The 13,730-nt window shown below is 54.0% G+C and carries 14 protein-coding genes and 2 pseudogenes; 5 read left to right on the top strand and 11 right to left on the bottom strand.

Annotated elements, in window-relative coordinates:
- Nucleotides 1-45: 45 nt before the first annotated feature.
- Entirely contained in the window at nt 46-783 is a 738-nt protein-coding gene (locus AC07ZE_RS27705) for a substrate-binding periplasmic protein (RefSeq protein WP_207267551.1), read from the bottom strand.
- A gap of 253 nt (nt 784-1,036) precedes the next feature.
- Here AC07ZE_RS27705 and AC07ZE_RS27710 point away from each other — a divergent pair, with 253 nt between their 5' ends.
- Nucleotides 1,037-1,489 carry a GNAT family N-acetyltransferase gene (locus AC07ZE_RS27710; RefSeq protein WP_207267552.1) on the top strand — a complete coding sequence of 151 codons (453 nt, stop codon included), beginning with the start codon at nt 1,037-1,039 and terminating at the stop codon, nt 1,487-1,489.
- Between the two features lie 97 nt (nt 1,490-1,586).
- Here AC07ZE_RS27710 and AC07ZE_RS27715 read toward each other — a convergent pair whose 3' ends face one another.
- From AC07ZE_RS27715 to AC07ZE_RS27725, 3 genes are read right to left on the bottom strand one after another with little or no spacing between them, the layout of a single operon-like run.
- Entirely contained in the window at nt 1,587-1,883 is a 297-nt protein-coding gene (locus tag AC07ZE_RS27715) for a winged helix-turn-helix domain-containing protein (protein ID WP_046818280.1), read from the bottom strand.
- On the bottom strand, nt 1,874-2,389 hold the full coding sequence (locus tag AC07ZE_RS27720) for a M48 metallopeptidase family protein (protein WP_207267553.1): 516 nt from the start codon (nt 2,387-2,389) through the stop codon (nt 1,874-1,876). The genes AC07ZE_RS27715 and AC07ZE_RS27720 overlap by 10 nt, the downstream gene beginning before the upstream one ends.
- A 45-nt stretch (nt 2,390-2,434) precedes the next feature.
- Nucleotides 2,435-4,558: a putative bifunctional diguanylate cyclase/phosphodiesterase gene (locus AC07ZE_RS27725; RefSeq protein WP_207267554.1), complete on the bottom strand. Its 2,124-nt coding sequence runs from the start codon at nt 4,556-4,558 to the stop codon at nt 2,435-2,437.
- 323 nt (nt 4,559-4,881) lie between these two features.
- Here AC07ZE_RS27725 and AC07ZE_RS27730 point away from each other — a divergent pair, with 323 nt between their 5' ends.
- Nucleotides 4,882-5,550: a polysaccharide lyase family 7 protein gene (locus AC07ZE_RS27730; RefSeq protein ID WP_207267555.1), complete on the top strand. Its 669-nt coding sequence runs from the start codon at nt 4,882-4,884 to the stop codon at nt 5,548-5,550.
- Between the two features lie 130 nt (nt 5,551-5,680).
- On the opposite strand, the pseudogene AC07ZE_RS27735 reads toward AC07ZE_RS27730, so the two are convergent.
- Nucleotides 5,681-5,872, bottom strand: a pseudogene (locus AC07ZE_RS27735) (fructose-1,6-bisphosphate aldolase); the annotation flags it as partial.
- Between the two features lie 831 nt (nt 5,873-6,703).
- Nucleotides 6,704-7,204 carry a hypothetical protein gene (locus AC07ZE_RS27740; protein ID WP_207267556.1) on the bottom strand — a complete coding sequence of 167 codons (501 nt, stop codon included), beginning with the start codon at nt 7,202-7,204 and terminating at the stop codon, nt 6,704-6,706.
- Nucleotides 7,205-8,340: 1,136 nt separating this feature from the next.
- Between AC07ZE_RS27740 and AC07ZE_RS27745 the strand changes: the two genes are divergently transcribed.
- Together AC07ZE_RS27745 and AC07ZE_RS27750 are read left to right on the top strand one after the other, a co-directional pair.
- Nucleotides 8,341-8,952: an EF-Tu C-terminal domain-related protein gene (locus AC07ZE_RS27745; RefSeq protein WP_207267557.1), complete on the top strand. Its 612-nt coding sequence runs from the start codon at nt 8,341-8,343 to the stop codon at nt 8,950-8,952.
- 99 nt (nt 8,953-9,051) lie between these two features.
- A complete protein-coding gene (locus tag AC07ZE_RS27750; protein ID WP_207267558.1) occupies nt 9,052-9,534 on the top strand; it encodes a hypothetical protein in 483 nt (160 codons plus the stop codon).
- A 74-nt stretch (nt 9,535-9,608) separates the two neighbouring features.
- Here AC07ZE_RS27750 and AC07ZE_RS27755 read toward each other — a convergent pair.
- Nucleotides 9,609-9,752 (bottom strand): annotated as a pseudogene (locus tag AC07ZE_RS27755) (class II fructose-bisphosphate aldolase); the annotation flags it as partial.
- 258 nt (nt 9,753-10,010) lie between these two features.
- Between AC07ZE_RS27755 and AC07ZE_RS27760 the strand changes: the two are divergent.
- Nucleotides 10,011-10,442, top strand: coding sequence for a hypothetical protein (locus tag AC07ZE_RS27760; RefSeq protein WP_207267559.1), 432 nt, complete (start codon nt 10,011-10,013; stop codon nt 10,440-10,442).
- A gap of 236 nt (nt 10,443-10,678) precedes the next feature.
- On the opposite strand, the gene fba is transcribed toward AC07ZE_RS27760, so the two are convergent.
- The 4 genes from fba to AC07ZE_RS27780 all read right to left on the bottom strand — a co-directional run bounded on the left by fba (nt 10,679) and on the right by AC07ZE_RS27780 (nt 13,710).
- Nucleotides 10,679-11,743, bottom strand: coding sequence for a class II fructose-bisphosphate aldolase (fba, locus tag AC07ZE_RS27765; protein ID WP_019694035.1), 1,065 nt, complete (start codon nt 11,741-11,743; stop codon nt 10,679-10,681).
- Between the two features lie 158 nt (nt 11,744-11,901).
- Nucleotides 11,902-12,234, bottom strand: coding sequence for an MliC family protein (locus AC07ZE_RS27770; RefSeq protein WP_207267560.1), 333 nt, complete (start codon nt 12,232-12,234; stop codon nt 11,902-11,904).
- A 56-nt stretch (nt 12,235-12,290) separates the two neighbouring features.
- On the bottom strand, nt 12,291-12,512 hold the full coding sequence (locus AC07ZE_RS27775) for a hypothetical protein (RefSeq protein WP_207267561.1): 222 nt from the start codon (nt 12,510-12,512) through the stop codon (nt 12,291-12,293).
- 34 nt (nt 12,513-12,546) lie between these two features.
- Nucleotides 12,547-13,710, bottom strand: coding sequence for a phosphoglycerate kinase (locus AC07ZE_RS27780; RefSeq protein WP_207267562.1), 1,164 nt, complete (start codon nt 13,708-13,710; stop codon nt 12,547-12,549).
- Between the last annotated feature and the right edge of the window lie 20 nt (nt 13,711-13,730).

Here is a 13,730-nt window from a genome sequence, read left to right on the forward strand (position 1 = left end):
CGCGAAGGCGCCATCAGCAACGGAGCAAACTCTGGATCAGCCCACTCACATCCCATGCTGCTTCATCAACCGCTCATAACTCCCATCCGCCTTCATCCTGGCAATCTCCCGGTCAAAACCGGCGACGATCTGCTCATGTTTGGGATTCTTCAGGCTGACCAGAATATGCAGGCTGTTCTCGCTCAGCGGCTTGGGCAGGAATTCCACGGCATTGCGCACCTTGGCGGACTCACGGGCCAGGTAATAACGCGCAACGTATTCATCTTCCAGGGTCAGCTTGACCCGGTCGGCGGCAACCATTCGCACGGCCATGGCGAAGCTGTGTACGGGAACCTTCTGCAACGACGCATCGTCATCGAACGCCGGCGAATAGGCGTAACCGCGCACCACCGCAACCGGGTAGGTGTGCAGTTGCTGCAGATTGTTGAATTCGATCGGCGCGTCTTTACGCTTGATAAAGCGCACACGGTTGACCAGATACTCGCTGGAAAACTGGCCGAGCCTGGTGCGCTCGTCGGTGTACCAGGCATTGACCAGCACGTCGTATCGCCCCTCGCCCACACCGAGCAACGCCCGCGCCCAGGGCACCTGCTCGAAATCACTGGCATAACCGGCCCGCGCCAGCGCGGTACTGACAATATCGGTGGCCAGGCCACCATTGACCAGCGTGGCATCGGTAAAGGGCGGCCAGGCATCGGCCACCAGGCGCAGCTTTTCCGCCGCCGCGTCCTGAATGAGCAACAGCAATCCAATCAAAGCAAAGGCTCGATGCAATCGCGGCATGCTAGAAAATCCTTAGCGGGCGGGCTGCCCGACGTGTTTTCAGCTAAAACTCCAAGCCCCTTACCGGCACACCCAGGCACTAAACGTTAGCTCATTGAAGCCAGCACATCGCTTGATTCCAGATTACACAAAGAAGACACAGGCGCGCGAAATGAATGATGGCATTTTGGTCTTTGTCACAGATTTCTCTGCCATAAAGACATCCATCGCCAGGGCGCTTACCATCACAGGGACGTTTTCAAGGAATCAGGACATGACAATCGAATGGGTCTGCAAACACCACAGCGATCTGGGCAAGGAGCAGCTGTACGCCATTTTGCAGTTGCGTGCCGAGGTGTTCGTCGTCGAACAGAAATGCGTCTATCAGGACATCGATGGCCAGGATCTGGAAGGCGACACTTGCCATTTGATGGCCTGGGACGGGGATCGATTGGTGGCGTACCTGCGCTTGCTCGATCCCGAGCTACAGGGTGGCGACGTGGTGATCGGCCGGGTAATCATTGCACCACAGGCACGTGGCACCGGGCTGGGGCATGAGTTGATGGCACAGGCGCTGAAACAAGCGGAGAAATACTGGCCCGACATGCCGATCTATCTCTCGGCCCAGGCACATTTGCAGGGGTACTACGGGCGGTACGGGTTTGAGGTGGCGGGTGAAGAGTTCGTCGAGGATGGTATTGCGCACATCGGGATGCGTCGCTCGTAAGGCCCTCTTCGCGAGCAGGCTCGCTCCCACATTGGAATGCATTTCAACTGTAGGAGCGAGTCTGCTCGCGAAGGCGTCAGATCAATCACTACAACACTCAGGGATATTCAAGCACCGCCTTGATCTGCCGAAGATTACGCTCGATCCACCCCCGATCAATCGCCCCCCAGCCACGAATCCGGTAGCGCCCGGCGTGATTTCGCGCGCCCTCTTCCTGTTCGAACTCACAAACGATATCCAGATCCGCCAGCGCGGCGATGGTGTCCTGAGCCGTGCGCCGCGGCATTCCGGTGACCTCGGTCAATGCCGGAACACTGCTGGCCAGACCGCTGTCGATCAGGTACGCCACATACAAACGACGATAGAAGCTGCTCTTGGTCTTGCTTACGTCCATTTATGCTCCTCGAAAGATGACATATCCCGCCAGGTCAGGTACACCCGCACATCGAACTCCACCTGGTGATAACCCGGCAGCATGTGTTCGCACAACTTGTAGAACGCCTTGTTGTGATCCGACTCCTTGAAATGCGCCAACTCGTGAACAACGATCATTTTCAGAAACTCGGAGGGCGCCTCCTTGAACAGCGAGGCGATGCGGATTTCCTTCTTGGCCTTGAGTTTGCCGCCCTGCACCCGTGAGATCGTGGTGTGCAGGCCAAGGGCGCGGTGGGTCAGGTCCAGGCGGTTGTCGAACAACACCTTGTCGATGGCCGGGGCGTTACGCAGGTATTCCTGCTTGAGTTCCAGGGCGTAGGTATACAACGCCTTGTCACTCTGCACCCCGTGCTTTTGCGGGTAGCGCTTGCTCAAGTAGTCACCCAGCCGACCGTCGTCGATCAGTTGGCGTACCTGATCCTGCAACGAAGCGGGATAGGCCTGGAGGTATTTCAACACGGTCATCGCAACGGCAACACAAGTGACGAAAAGATGAGCAGTGTAGCGAATTCAGCGGGTCAGCGCGCTCCAGTCGAAGGGCTGCACGAAGTGACCGGTGTCCTCGGCCATCATCGGCCGCGCAACCAGAAACCCCTGCACATACTCACAGCCATTGGCTAGCAGCCATTCATATTGCGCCATGGTTTCCACGCCTTCGGCGATCACCAGCATGTCGTACTGTTTGCACAGCTCAATCACATTGCGCACCAGCGCTGCGTCCCGTGAAGACTCAGGCAGCCGGGCGATCAAATGACGGTCGAGCTTGAGCGTATCCAGTTCCAGATCGCGCAAATGCGCCAGCGAACACTGCCCGGAACCGAAATCGTCCAGCGCCACCCTGATGCCCAGGTTACGCAGCAAACGCAGTTGCTTGCGGGTTTCTTCCGGGTTTTGCGTCAAGGCTTCTTCCGTGACCTCTACTTCAAGATGACGGGGCTGCAAGCCATGGCGCTCCAGTACCTGGCGCAATTCGGTGACCAGATTGGGCATGGCGAACTGGGTGCCGCTCAAACTGACGCCCAACACCAGATCCTCGGCAAACAGTGCTTCCCAGGCTTTACGCTGTCCGGCGCCACGCTGGTAAATCCAGCTGCCCAGGCGACTGATCAATCGTGCCTCTTCCAGCAACGGTAAAAACAGTCCCGGCGGCACATCACCGACGCTCGGGTGCTGCCAACGCAACAAGGCTTCGAAGCCGCGGATCTGTCCCCCGGCGATGGCCACCTGCGGTTGATAGACCAGATTGAAATCGCGGTTCTCGATGGCCGTACGCACGCTTTGTTCAAGCATCAGCCGCGAGCGCGCCCGACCATTCATTTCATGATCGTAGAAACGATATTGCTGGCGACCGGCGCGCTTGGCCTCGTACATCGCGATGTCGGATGCCCGCAGCAATCCGTCCAGATTGGCCCCGCAATCCGGGTACGTGGCGATGCCGATGCTGGCACCCAAGGCGATATCCAGACCGTCGATTTGCTGACAGATCGAGACTCGCTCGATCAATTTCTCGGCAATCTTGGCCGCTTGCTCGGGGAATTCCAGGTCCAGCAATGCGGTGAATTCATCACCGCCTATACGCGCCAGAATGTCGAAGGGCCGCAGGCAAGCCTTCAACTGCTCGGACACCCAGCGCAACACCCGATCACCGGCATCGTGACCGAGGGAATCATTGACCCGTTTGAAGCCGTCCAGGTCGAGGTACAAGAGCACCCAGGCACTGTCGGTGCGCTCGCCACGCAGCAAAAGATTTTCCACGGTCTGGTAAAAACCACGTCGGTTGAGCAGCCCGGTCAGCGGGTCGGTGACCGCCTGAAATTCGAGTTGCTGATGCAGGTGGCGCACTACCGACATATCCAGCACCGTGACCACCATGGCGTGCTGCTCGGCAGGCAAAGGCGCACAGGACAGCGCCACCGGCACCAACTGACCGGGCGCGGTGCGCAGCGACGCATCATGCAAACGCAGGGTTTCACCGCGTTTGTAACCGGCCAACAAGTCCGAAGTGGCCCAGTTCGGGATGTGCGGCTTTTGCAGGAAATCCAGAAACGCCCGACCTTGAAGTTCTTGCACCGTGGCATTGAGCAGGCGCGACATCGCCGGGTTGGCAAAGCGGATCTGACCGCCTTCGTCGACCACCAAAATACCCTCGGCGGCGTTGTCCAGCACCGAAGCATTGAAGGCGCGAGCGACCTCCAGGTCATGACTCAGACGCTGCAAGGCCCGGCGATTGCGCTGGTGTTCCAGCAGCGCCTGGACCTTGGGCTTGAGAATTTGCGGGTCAAACGGTTTGAACAGGTAATCCACGGCGCCACTGGCATAGCCCTTGATCACCGCGTCCTGGGACTGCTCATTGGCGGTCAGGAAAATGATCGGCGTCAGCCGGGTCCGCTGACTGCCACGCATCAGGCGCGCCACTTCAAAACCGTCCATGCCCGGCATCTGCACATCCAGCAGCACCAGGTCGATATCGTGCTCAAGCAACAGACTGAGTGCTTCGAAACCCGAAGCAGCGGTCATGACCTGCCAGTCCTGGCGCTGCAACAACGCGCGCATGCTGATCAGGTTTTCCGGGTAATCGTCGACAATTAATAACGTAGAACGGCCTTCAGCTGGCGGGGATTGCGCGCATTCCATGCTGCTTCTCTTTGTTCAGGACGTCAGGCCGGCCTCTCGTGAAAACCGGACAAATTTTAATACTTCACTCTAGACCTGGATCCATTAAAGCAGAAGGTGTCAGTACGCCATCATTTAACCAATAGGTTCGTTTGCCGACTAACGGTCATGCCTGAAGACCACTAAAACCGGGAGAGATGGCCTTTTAACAGGATTTTGACGTCACCCATTTGTCAGGCAGGCATTAACAAAATAGCCTTCTAGGCTTATAAAGACCGCCCTAAAAGGTCCGTGCTAGAGCTTCTGGTACGTTCGTGCTGTAAAAATTCGTGGAAGCTTTGCCTATGATCGACCTCGCAACCTGGAACCTCAGCGTTCCTGTCGGCAGCCCGCCATACACCGTAGAAACCTCCAAACTGGTGAACGGCTTCAAGGATCAATACTTCCACTCCGACACCGGCACATTATTTTTCTGGTCCCCGGTGACCGGTACCCGAACCGAAAATGCCAAATATCCCCGCACTGAACTGCGGGAAACCTACAGCAACGGCACCCTGAAAAACTGGTACTACCCGGACGCCGACAATTACCTGCGCGCTACCCTGGCAGTCAACCAGGTGCCAAGCTCGGGCAAGATCGTCATCGGTCAGATCCACGCCTATCAAAGCCAGAAGCCCATGGTGAAAGTGGAGTATCAATACAAGACAACCACCGAGACCGGCAACATCGTCGCCAAAGTACGCATGCACCCCGATGACGACACCGGCCGGGTCATCACCATCGCCACTGGCGTGAAACTGGACCGCGAGTTCTCCTACCTCATCCACCTGAGCCCCGGCGGCGCGCTGGGCATCAGTGCCGCGGGTTACCAGTGGGACACCATCATCAGCGCGAAATGGCGCGACAAGCCGTTGTACTTCAAGGCCGGGGTGTATGTGCAGGACAACACCGGGTACACCAGTGAAGGCGGGAAAGTGACGTTCAGCAAGCTGGATATTGATCACGATAAGTAACCCCGAAGTACCGGTGCCCCTGTGGGAGCGAGCGGGTTCGCTCCCACAATGACCGCGTCGACCCTGAACGATCACCCATAAAAAAACCCGCATTTCTGCGGGTTTTTTGTGGAGCTGGAACGCTCAGGGCTTAGTTGACCTTGGCGTTCAACTCACCTTTCAGGTAACGCTGGAACATCGCTTCCAGAGAGATCGGCTTGATCTTCGAAGCGTTGCCCGCGGTGCCGAAGGCTTCGTAGCGTGCAATGCACACGTCGCGCATGGCGGTCACGGTGGCGCCGAAGAATTTACGTGGGTCGAATTCGCTCGGGTTGGTGGCCATCAGGACTGCTCATACCATTTCATTAAACCCGTATCTGGCGAATCGTTTATGGTCCCGTGCCTCTGAAGTCCATTAATTAGAGGACCGCATAAGTTCGAGGCGCACTAACGGCGACTACCCGCAGCGGTGTCCGAGGCGTTGCAGGGGCCGGAGCTGGGGAAGGCGGTACCGGGACGCTGGATTGAACCACTCTAAGATTCCACATTCCTGGCGTAACGCCTTTAGCACGTAAATCAGAATCCATCTCCTCCCTCTTAAATATACCTTGCTGATTTTGAAGGACCATAAAAAGATCGCGGGGCTCAAGTTCAAAAGTCAATATCAGCATAGACACAGGATTAGCACCGAGACTATCCAGATAAACATCAATCATATCACCCACCCTGGTACAACGTGGGAGGTGATATAAAAAATTGAACCATTTTGGGCCTTGAGGTTGCTCTAGATGCGCAGGTACGCTAACCACCGGAACTCCGGCTGGGACCAAAATGTAGGCCAGTGGCGTATATACCCTGGACAAGGTCGTAGCCGCAGGAGGAAATGGCACATGCGGAAGAATTGGAGTAACGTTCATTTCAGCCCCTTAGTTCATAGAATGCCGATTTAAGGTTTCCTTTCAGACCTGCTTTGCACAGCTCAACCCTATCAAGCGTTCGCGCGCCAGGCACCTGTTATATATGACAGCCCCCCATATTAATTTGCTATAAAGGCGTAGAAAAACAGAACAAAAGAAAATGGGATGAACAACAAAGGGGACAAACAATAATGGGTGCCCCCTTTTAATCACATCTTGCGGATCGTTTACGGTCTCGTGCCTCAGAAACCCATCACTTAGACAACGTTATAAGTTTGAGCCGGAGTAACGGCAACTACCCGCGACGCTGTCTGAGGACCTGGGGTGGACGGGGCAGGGGCAAGCGGTATAGGGAGGCTTTTTTGAACCACTATAGCGTCCCACATTCCTGGGGTAATGCCTTTAGCACTTAAATCAGAACTCATCTCCCCCCTCTTAAATATACCCCGATGATTTTGAAGGGCCACAAAAAGATCGTAGGGCTCAAGTCTAAAAGTAAAAATCAGTACAGACACGGGATTAGGACCGGAATTATTCACGAGATAAACTTCAAGCTCATCACCTGCCCTGGTACAGGTTGGAAGGAGATATGCCAATTCTAACCAATCGGGGCTTAGAGATTGCTCTAACTGCACAGCTACGCTCGCCTGCGGAGCTCCGGATGGAAACAAGGTGGCGGGTGTTGGTAAAAATACAGTGCTCAAAGTCGTAGCCGCAAGGGGAAATGGCACATGCGCAGGGGTTGCAGTAAATTTCATTTAAAACTCCTTATATCACATCAACTTATCGGACAGACCAACTTACCAAGTGAATCCTCTGCGAAACCAAACTAGCATCCCCTCATGCTCTAAACACCTGTAATAAATAACAGTTCTTTATAAAATCTTGCGATATACCTTATAACCTATAAAAATCAGAATCACTCATTATCCAAGAACAGCAAGATGGGCGCCCCCTTTTAATCCAAAGAATCCAAATTAAATACACGCTCTGCGACTTAGACTATTGTCCTTCACTACTTCTTGATAGGATCGCACGAAACAAACAGCTTATCCAAAAGCCAACAAGTAAATTTCACTATAAAAATCTGTTTTTATTCCAAAATAATCAAACAACCTGTTAGAAATAACAGTACCCAACAAGCACAACCCAATCCAATAATTGATTCGTCAGCATTCTAGTGATTATCAAGCGGTCGGAGGAGCAACACCTGGCTCCGAGGAGCAGCAAAACAAAAGCAGGTTCAAACATTAACCAAGACAAGAAACTTAAATATACCGTTAGCTTCGCCTGATTAATCACGCAGAAACCCAAGATAAGGAAACCATCATGGCTACACCAACCACCCCACCACTCATGATTTTGCCAGCGCTCATGTCTACAGCCATAGTGCCCCCTGGCGCACCAGGTAACAACCTACCTGCAGGTGTCGGTAAAATCCCACCGCCTTGGAATCAAGCCAGCGGAACGCGGTTCATATTGCCGGGCGACCCAAACATTGTCCCTAACAGTACAGTGAGAATAGAGGCGGAGATTATCATGAGCCCTACCGGAACCCCTTCTCCCCCCCCCACCAAAATCTATTATCACCCCCCTCTTGGGCAAGCAGGTTTACCGATAAATCCTAATCAAACCTTAACGTTCAATTTACCCTGGTATATAGCGAAGACCGGTGTGGGAGTCATCAGCCCCGACCCTGTTTTTGAAATTCGCTATGCAATAACTACTGCCAGTGGTTATGAGTATGGATATGGCAAATCCATATTTACATGTTGGCTCCCTTAAAGCTCAAGACTTAAAAGGGAATGGTTTAGTTGTTCGGATAAATTATATCTCATCCAGAAACGCTCCCTTCTTTCTTCTATGAAACATATGAATCGCCAGGAGAAGCATAATGGATCTAAGTGATTTTCTCGAAAAACTCCAACGTCCTGACTATAATAATGGAGCGTTCTTAATGCCAGTGGAAGATGTTATGCCGATAACTGGCCGTAGAGTTGCGGTGAAGGGAAAATTAGAACGTGGCACAATCAACGTCAATGAGCAAGTAGAAATTGTTGGAATGGGGAGTACTAAAAAGGTCATATGCACCAACATCAAAATAACCCCTAATCCTAATAGTAAATTTAAAGGTCCAGACACCTTAGAAATATCGTTGGACGATGTTGATCCAAACGATATTAAGCGCGGCCAAGTTCTGGCTAAACCAGGCACCATTAAGGCATACAAAAAGTTCAAGGCCAACATCTACAAACTGCGTCCAGAAGAAGGTGGTGAACCAACTCCACTCCAACATCGTATTAATATGGAATTTCAGCTGCGCACCACCGATATAACTGGGATCGTGATATTGCCAGTGGGAACTGAGATAGTGATGCCAGGTGACAACATCCAAGTCGGTGTCGAACTAGTTTTACCTATCGCGTTTGAAGTGGGTCAGAGATTCGCTATCAGAGAAGGAGGACGTAATATCGCGATAGGCGCTGTGACCACGCTCCTTGAGTAATCCGTCACCAGATCAAAACACCTCACCCGAGTGACGGTAATGCACAAATTAAAAGCACTAACAATTCGACTTACCCCCCATAAATAGGGAGCAAATCAAATGACCCAATCAATAGGATCCATTAAGTTTTATCAAGGCAGTGCTATTGAGCTTTTAGTACGTAACTCAGACGGCACTAGAAAAGTTCTCACAGGAAAAGTAGGCGATATAGATGAACCCAACAACAGACTTTCCATAGAGACCGGGGTTGGACCGCTCTTCCGCTGGGCAGATCTGTCCGCAATTGCGCTTGTAAAAGTATCACCAGATTTTAAGGAGTACGCAACCTTGGAACTTCCAGGAAGTGACTTAAAATACGACACTGAAAATCAACAAATTCAATTTGCAAAGGGTGACGCGCTTTCATTTTCTACGAACGTAAGTATTTCTAATAATACTGGACATCTTGACCACTCTAAAGCCATTCTTTCTTTATATGGAGGTGACCGCAAGAAATCTCCCTGTGGACTTGAGCTTGCTATCAGTACTTTAGGTGTTGCCGCCTGTTATTTATTTTCTGATGAGCCAGTACACGGCCGATGATTAGCCAAAAAGAAGAATCCACTCTTCACGCCTAAAAAGCCCGCATCACTGCGGGTTTTTTTAACCCTGGAGGCCTAATTCACCTTTGCGTTCAACTCCCCCTTCAAATACCGCTGGAATATCGCCTCCAGCGAGATCGGCTTGATCTTCGAAGCATTACCGACCCTACCGAATTACTCATAACGCACAATATACACATCACGCATCGCCGTCATGGTCACGCCGACTCTTCATCCGGTACACCGCCACGCTCTCTCATGTCACTGACGTAGGGATAGCCAGCGCGCGCCCTCTTCCAGCGCACTTCGTTATTAGCAGTATTTTTTAATTTAGAAAACTACTTAAAACCTGTAAAAACTGACAGTAGACACTTTCTCCTGGAACACAACACAATTCAATTGAAACAAAATGCACTGTCTGCAGGAAAAATAGCCAAGCCCAACCTGATTACATTCAAACTGCAAAAGGAAAACGACATGCCCGTCAAGCAGAATCAACTACCAACGCCACTGCCGACAAGCTCATCAATCCCACTTGTAACAGCACTTGGGCCTCCCGTTGCACTCTCCCCTCCCGGTGTATCAAAAGTTGCATTGTCACCTATACTGGACTCATCGAATCGCGTTGTTCATTGCTATCTTCCAGCAGTTACCAGAGCAGGCGATAATCTTGAAGTTCATTTGGTAAACCCGAGCCAATCCTGGAGCCTTCACAAGGCGTTACTGGACACCAAGCTACTGTCGACCATATTTAATGATCAAAAAGGAGTTTATATGTGGTATGGGCTTTGGGATGCGATTGTCAAAGCACAAATTCAACCAGGATCCTATGACATTATGTGGACGCAAACATCCGCTACGAATGTACTGGTGAGCGTCTCTTCCAGGTTGAACGTTACCGTTTTTTAATAACAAACACGCGATGAGCCCCCATCAGCAAACTACTTCTTGGGAATCGCCGCGTAGAGAATCAATCTGTGGCGACAACTTAGGCAATCGTTTTGTGGTCGCTAAACATTGTCAAATCAACTCAATCAATTGCTGACGTTCAAGCGCCTTATATCAGATCGCGCGCTGGTGTTAATTCGCAGGCTAAGAAAAACCGCCTCTCGGCGGTTTTTTATGCAACTCAAACGCTTAAGTTCTTAGTTAACCTTAGCGTTCAATTCACCCTTCAAATACCGCTGGAACATCGCTTCCAGAGAGATCGGCTTGATCTTCGAAGCGTTGCCCGCGGTGCCGAAGGCTTCGTAGCGTGCAATGCACACGTCGCGCATGGCGGTCACGGTGGCGCCGAAGAATTTACGTGGGTCGAATTCGCTCGGGTTGGTGGCCATCAGGCGACGCATCGCACCGGTGGACGCCAGGCGCAGGTCGGTGTCGATGTTGACCTTGCGCACGCCGTGCTTGATGCCTTCGACGATTTCTTCAACCGGTACGCCGTAGGTCTCTTTGATGTCGCCGCCGTACTGGTTGATGATCGCCAGCCATTCTTGCGGAACCGAAGACGAACCGTGCATCACCAGGTGAGTGTTCGGAATGCGCTTGTGGATTTCCTTGATGCGGTCGATCGCCAGTACGTCGCCGGTAGGCGGCTTGGTGAACTTGTAAGCGCCGTGGCTGGTGCCGATGGCGATGGCCAGGGCATCGACCTGAGTGCGCTTGACGAAGTCAGCGGCTTCTTCCGGGTCGGTCAGCATCTGGCTGTGATCCAGAACGCCTTCAGCACCGATACCGTCTTCTTCACCGGCCATGCCGGTTTCCAGCGAACCCAGGCAACCCAGTTCGCCTTCTACCGAAACACCACAGGCGTGAGCCATGGCCACGGTTTGTTGGGTAACGCGCACGTTGTAGTCGTAGTCGGTCGGGGTCTTGCCGTCTTCGCCCAGGGAACCGTCCATCATCACCGAGCTGAAGCCCAGTTGAATGGAGCGCTGGCAGACGTCAGGGCTGGTGCCGTGGTCCTGGTGCATGCACACCGGGATGTGCGGGAATTCTTCGATTGCCGCCAGGATCAGGTGACGCAGGAACGGCGCACCGGCGTATTTGCGAGCACCGGCCGAAGCCTGGACGATCACCGGGGAGTCAGTCTTGTCAGCGGCTTCCATGATGGCGCGCATCTGCTCAAGGTTGTTGACGTTGAAGGCTGGAACGCCGTAGCCGAACTCGGCTGCGTGGTCCAGCATCTGGCGCATGCTGATAAGTGCCATTGTGTGTGTCTCTCCCGGTTGAGGGTCGTTAATCGTGCCAGCCTGCCGTAGCGGCGGCGGCTATTCAAGTTATTGCAGATCGGGGGTTGAGCCCGGGCTGCGAATTGGGTGTTTATTGCCAACATCTCATGAACGACATTAGGTCCGTGTCGTGTCAGTTATTGCGCTTTACAACCGCGGCCAATCAAATCATTGGTGGCGACCCAGTAAACCAGGCCTTCCTCACCTTTTACGTGAAACGCCAGCATGTCGTTGCTGTACAGCGCACCCGACGCACCCGGCTCCTGCTTCAAACGGTAGACCTGATCGGCGCCGCCCAGACGTACATCGACTTCCTTGCGGCTGTCGTCGGTGTAGCGCCAGAGCACTTTGGCCTGGCTATCGCAGGTCCAGGTAGTCCAGTTGTCGGTCGCAGCGGACGACTGGAACGGGTTCAAGTTAGTGCATCCGGCGAGCAAAGCCAGCGCCGTAATGGCGATAAAACCTTTCATCCGTGTTCCTCGGCCGACAGCACACGCCGCCGGCCCTGGGTAAAGAGTCAGACCCGTCAAGGACACCCATGTTCCTTGGCGGGGGTCTGTGTCTCGTATTTGTCCAGGCCGTCAGGCCCGGAACGCTTGTTGAGCACCGGATTGGTTTCCGCCTGCCAGTCGGCCTGGTAGCAGCCATTCTGTGGTGCAGCCGGCGCAGGCTCCGGCGTGGCTTTCGGGTGACTCCCGCAAGCCGCCAGCGAACCCGCGACGATCAACAGCGCTAACGTCTTGACCATGTAAACACTCCCTTGCCTGGCCAAACGGGCGGCCTCAGGCCTTGGCCCGGGTTTCCAGGACTTCGACGGCTGGCAGCACTTTGCCTTCAACGAATTCGAGGAACGCGCCGCCACCGGTGGAAATGTAGGAAATTTGCTCGCCAACGCCATATTTGTCGATGGCTGCCAGGGTGTCGCCACCGCCAGCGATGGAGAACGCCGCGCTGTCCGCAATGGCTTGGGCCAGTACTTTGGTGCCGTTGCCGAACTGGTCGAATTCGAACACGCCGACCGGGCCGTTCCACAGGATGGTTTTCGACGATTTCAGCAGTTCGGCAAAGTTCGCTGCGGTCTGAGGACCGATGTCCAGGATCATGTCGTCGGCAGCGACGTCAGCGATCAGTTTCACGGTGGCCGCTGCGTTTTCGGCGAATTCCTTGGCAACCACCACGTCCACTGGCAACGGAACGCTGACCTTGGCGGCGATGGCACGAGCGGTGTCCAGCAGGTCTGGCTCGTACAGGGATTTGCCGACAGGGTGACCGGCAGCCGCCAGGAAGGTGTTGGCAATGCCGCCGCCGACGATCAACTGGTCGCAGATCTGGCTCAGGCTATTCAGCACGTCGAGCTTGGTCGAGACCTTCGAACCGGCAACGATGGCCGCCATCGGCTTGGCCGGCGCGCCCAGTGCCTTACCCAGCGCGTCAAGTTCGGCGGCCAGCAGCGGGCCAGCAGCAGCGACCTTGGCGAACTTGGCTATACCATGCGTCGAACCCTCGGCGCGGTGTGCCGTGCCGAAGGCGTCCATCACGAACACGTCGCACAGGGCGGCGTATTGCTTGGCCAGTTCATCGGCGTTCTTTTTCTCACCCTTGTTGAAGCGCACGTTTTCGAACAGCACGATGTCGCCGGCTTTCACGTCGACGCCGCCCAGGTAATCGGCTACCAACGGCACTTCACGCCCCAAAGCCTTGCTCAGGTAGTCGGCGACTGGCTTGAGGCTGTTCTCGGCGGAGAATTCGCCTTCGGTCGGACGGCCAAGGTGCGAGCAAACCATCACTGCCGCGCCTTTTTCCAGGGCCAGCTTGATGGTCGGCAGCGAAGCCAGGATTCGCGCATCGCTGGTGACTACACCGTCCTTGACTGGGACGTTGAGGTCTTCGCGGATCAGTACGCGCTTACCTTGCAGATCGAGGTCGGACATCTTCAACACGGTCATGGGTCGCATTTCCTGGGTTA

The sequence above is a fragment of the Pseudomonas sp. GW101-3H06 genome (assembly GCF_059424605.1).

What these genes read in the sequence shown, in the direction of transcription:
- AC07ZE_RS27720 (WP_207267553.1), bottom strand. Translation starts at nt 2,389, where the DNA reads ATGACCGTGTTGAAATACCTCCAGGCCTATCCCGCTTCGTTGCAGGAT.
- AC07ZE_RS27760 (WP_207267559.1), top strand. Translation starts at nt 10,011, where the DNA reads ATGCCCGTCAAGCAGAATCAACTACCAACGCCACTGCCGACAAGCTCA.
- AC07ZE_RS27780 (WP_207267562.1), bottom strand. Translation starts at nt 13,710, where the DNA reads ATGACCGTGTTGAAGATGTCCGACCTCGATCTGCAAGGTAAGCGCGTA.
- AC07ZE_RS27710 (WP_207267552.1), top strand. Translation starts at nt 1,037, where the DNA reads ATGACAATCGAATGGGTCTGCAAACACCACAGCGATCTGGGCAAGGAG.
- AC07ZE_RS27745 (WP_207267557.1), top strand. Translation starts at nt 8,341, where the DNA reads ATGGATCTAAGTGATTTTCTCGAAAAACTCCAACGTCCTGACTATAAT.
- AC07ZE_RS27725 (WP_207267554.1), bottom strand. Translation starts at nt 4,558, where the DNA reads ATGGAATGCGCGCAATCCCCGCCAGCTGAAGGCCGTTCTACGTTATTA.
- fba (WP_019694035.1), bottom strand. Translation starts at nt 11,743, where the DNA reads ATGGCACTTATCAGCATGCGCCAGATGCTGGACCACGCAGCCGAGTTC.
- AC07ZE_RS27730 (WP_207267555.1), top strand. Translation starts at nt 4,882, where the DNA reads ATGATCGACCTCGCAACCTGGAACCTCAGCGTTCCTGTCGGCAGCCCG.
- AC07ZE_RS27750 (WP_207267558.1), top strand. Translation starts at nt 9,052, where the DNA reads ATGACCCAATCAATAGGATCCATTAAGTTTTATCAAGGCAGTGCTATT.
- AC07ZE_RS27715 (WP_046818280.1), bottom strand. Translation starts at nt 1,883, where the DNA reads ATGGACGTAAGCAAGACCAAGAGCAGCTTCTATCGTCGTTTGTATGTG.
- AC07ZE_RS27705 (WP_207267551.1), bottom strand. Translation starts at nt 783, where the DNA reads ATGCCGCGATTGCATCGAGCCTTTGCTTTGATTGGATTGCTGTTGCTC.
- AC07ZE_RS27740 (WP_207267556.1), bottom strand. Translation starts at nt 7,204, where the DNA reads ATGAAATTTACTGCAACCCCTGCGCATGTGCCATTTCCCCTTGCGGCT.
- AC07ZE_RS27770 (WP_207267560.1), bottom strand. Translation starts at nt 12,234, where the DNA reads ATGAAAGGTTTTATCGCCATTACGGCGCTGGCTTTGCTCGCCGGATGC.
- AC07ZE_RS27775 (WP_207267561.1), bottom strand. Translation starts at nt 12,512, where the DNA reads ATGGTCAAGACGTTAGCGCTGTTGATCGTCGCGGGTTCGCTGGCGGCT.